1 protein-coding gene and 1 pseudogene are annotated in these 2,629 nt (G+C 74.1%); both read left to right on the plus strand.

Features of this window, described 5'->3' with window-relative positions; genetic code table 11:
* Positions 1-450 (plus strand): annotated as a pseudogene (locus AC2CHG_RS30995) (ABC transporter); the annotation flags it as partial.
* Positions 451-502: 52 nt separating this feature from the next.
* Positions 503-1,729: a hypothetical protein gene (locus AC2CHG_RS31000; protein ID WP_355512223.1), complete on the plus strand. Its 1,227-nt coding sequence runs from the start codon at positions 503-505 to the stop codon at positions 1,727-1,729.
* Positions 1,730-2,629: the final 900 nt, after the last annotated feature.

Here is a 2,629-nt window from a genome sequence, read left to right on the forward strand (position 1 = left end):
GCCCGGGCCCGGCAGGCCGACCTGCCGGGCGCGCTCGACCACGCGGTCGCCGCGACCGACCTGGGCATGGACCGGCGGCCCGCCTGGTGGCGGGTGGTCGGCGCGCTCCAGTGGGTGGTCACCCTCGCCGCGCTGGCCGGCCTGGTCTGGCTGCTCGTCGGGTACGCGGTGCGCCTGCTCGGTCTGCCGCCGCTGGAGCATCCGACGCTCGGCGTGGTGCCCTGGCCCACGGTCCTGCTGCTCGGCGGCCTGCTGGCCGGGCTGCTGATCGCGGCGCTGACCCGGCCGGTCATCGGGTGGGCGGCCCGGCGGGCCCGGGCGCGGGCGGAGCAACGCCTGCTCACGTCGGTGGGCAGCGTTTCCGAGAAGTACGTGCTGGACCCGGTCTGGGCGGTGCTGGCGCGCTACGGCACGGCCCGGGACGCGCTGCGCGAGGCGGGACGGCACTGAACCCGGCGTGCTGACCGGTGTGGGGGCGGCCGGTGCGGCGTAGGGTCGATGCATGGCCACGCCACAGACCCCCTACGACGCGGTGCTGCACGCCGCGCGCGACGTGACGAGGCTCGACTCGGCCCTGGACGCGGAGATGCTCGGCGCCGCGTTGCTGGGCAGCGTCTACGCCGTCGCGGAGCACGACCGGGAGCAGGCCGTCCGCGAGTTCGTCAGCGGCTTCCTCGCCGCCACGTCCCGGCGCCGCAGCGCCGCCGCGACCACACTGCGGGCCGTCTTCGCCGCGCTGGTGCCCGACGCCGAGGGCGCCGCCCGGGTCCGGCCCGGGGCGTACGCCCCGTCGTGGGCCGGCCAGCTCGGCCGGGTGCGCGTCACCGGCGCCTGGGCGTACGGCGACGTGTACGGCGACCAGACCTCCTACCTCGCCACGTTCGCGTACGACGACGAGGAGGAGGGCGGCCCGGAGCACGCCCTGGTAGCCCTCGTCGACCACAACATCGGCATCACCAAGGACGTCTTCGTCGGCGGCCCGGCCGGACGGATCGTCGAGCAGGCCCGGGAGATCTGCACCGAGGACGAGTTCACCTGGTTCCGCACCGAGGACCCGGCCCGGATGCACGCCGAGGTGAGCCGCCACCTGGCGGTCACCGACGACCTCACCGAGCTGCCCGCACAGGGCTCGCTGGCCACCGACCGGGCGCTCGTGGGCGCCCGGCTGGCCGCACTCCCGGGGCCGACGCCGCCGGCCGGTCCGGCCGTGATGCCGGCGCCCACCGACGAGGAGCGCACCCGCCTGGTGCGTGCCTTCCTCGACTCACCCGAGGCGACCCGGTTCGGGCTGCCCGAGGTGGCCGACGGCGAGCTGGCCTCGCTGCACTTCTGCCTCGGCCTGCTGCTCGACCACGCGGCCAGCTTCCCGGATGCCGACCCGATGCGGTGGAGCCCGATGGTGGCCGAGCTGTTCCTGCTCGACTGGGTGCACCGCCGGGCCGTGCTGGACATGGACGACGCGGCGATGCTGCCCCGGGTGCTGCGCGCCTGGGCGGCGTACGCGGCCCGGCAGCGCGGGCTGTCGCAGTCGGCGGCGGCCCGGACGGACGAGGCGATCACCGAGATGGTCCCGGAGTTCGCGCGGCTCTACAGCACCGGTGAGCGGCGCAGCCCGGCCACCGCGGCGGTGGCGCAGCTCATGGCGGACGGGGTGGACCCGGACGACCCGGAGGCGCTGAACGCCTGGATCGAGGCGAACCGCCACCGCCTCACCGACGACCCGGCCTAGGCATTCCCGTTCGCATGATCGGCACCACGTCGGCGAGGTGGCCGTATCAAGCCGCTCGTGACCACACCACCACGCCGTACTGGTGTCGATCATGCGGGTGACCGACCCGATGGGCTCGGCCCTGCCCTCGTTGATCAACACCACCTCGCCGAGGTGGCTGCATCGAGCCGGTCGGAACCACACCAGCACGGCGAAGTGGTGTCGATCATGCGACCCGCGCGCATCGGGACCACCCCGCCCGACACGCGGGGCTTCCCCCGAACCTCGTTGATCCACACCATTCCGGCGAGGTGGCCGTATCAAGCCGCTCGTGACCACACCACCACGCCGTACTGGTGTCGATCATGCGGGGTGACCGACCCGATGGCCTCGGCCCTGCCCTCGTTGATCAACACCATTCCGGCGAGGTGGCTACATCGAACTGGCCGGAACCACACCACCACCCCGTAACGGTGTTGATCATGCAGCCCGCGCCCTCCAGACCACCCCACCCCACACGAGGGACAGGCCCCCGGAGCTCGTTGATCAACACCACCTCGCCGAAGTGGCTGCATCGGGCCGGGCGGGACCACACCACTACGCCGGAGTGGTGTCGATCATGAGGCGTGGGACACCGACGGGCCGGACGGAACAGAGGTGGCGGACGGATCGGCAGGACCCGACGGATCAGCAGAACTCGACGGGTCGGCGGGACTCGACGGGTCGGCGGGGCCGGACGGATCCGATGGGCTGGACGGCTCGGACGAACCTGCCGAGGGCGTCGGCTCGGCGGTCGTGACCGACGGCTCGGGGCTCGGGCTCGGCTCGGGCGTCGGCGTGGCCGGGTCCGACGGCGAGTGCGACGGCGACGGTGAGGGCACCGGCGACGGGCGCGGCGGGCGGACCGGGGTGGGCCGGACC

Source organism: Micromonospora sp. ATLC20 (assembly GCF_057196585.1).

Bases quoted from the DNA above. Each gene is read 5' to 3' on its own strand.
- AC2CHG_RS31000 (WP_355512223.1), top strand. From the start codon at position 503: ATGGCCACGCCACAGACCCCCTACGACGCGGTGCTGCACGCCGCGCGC.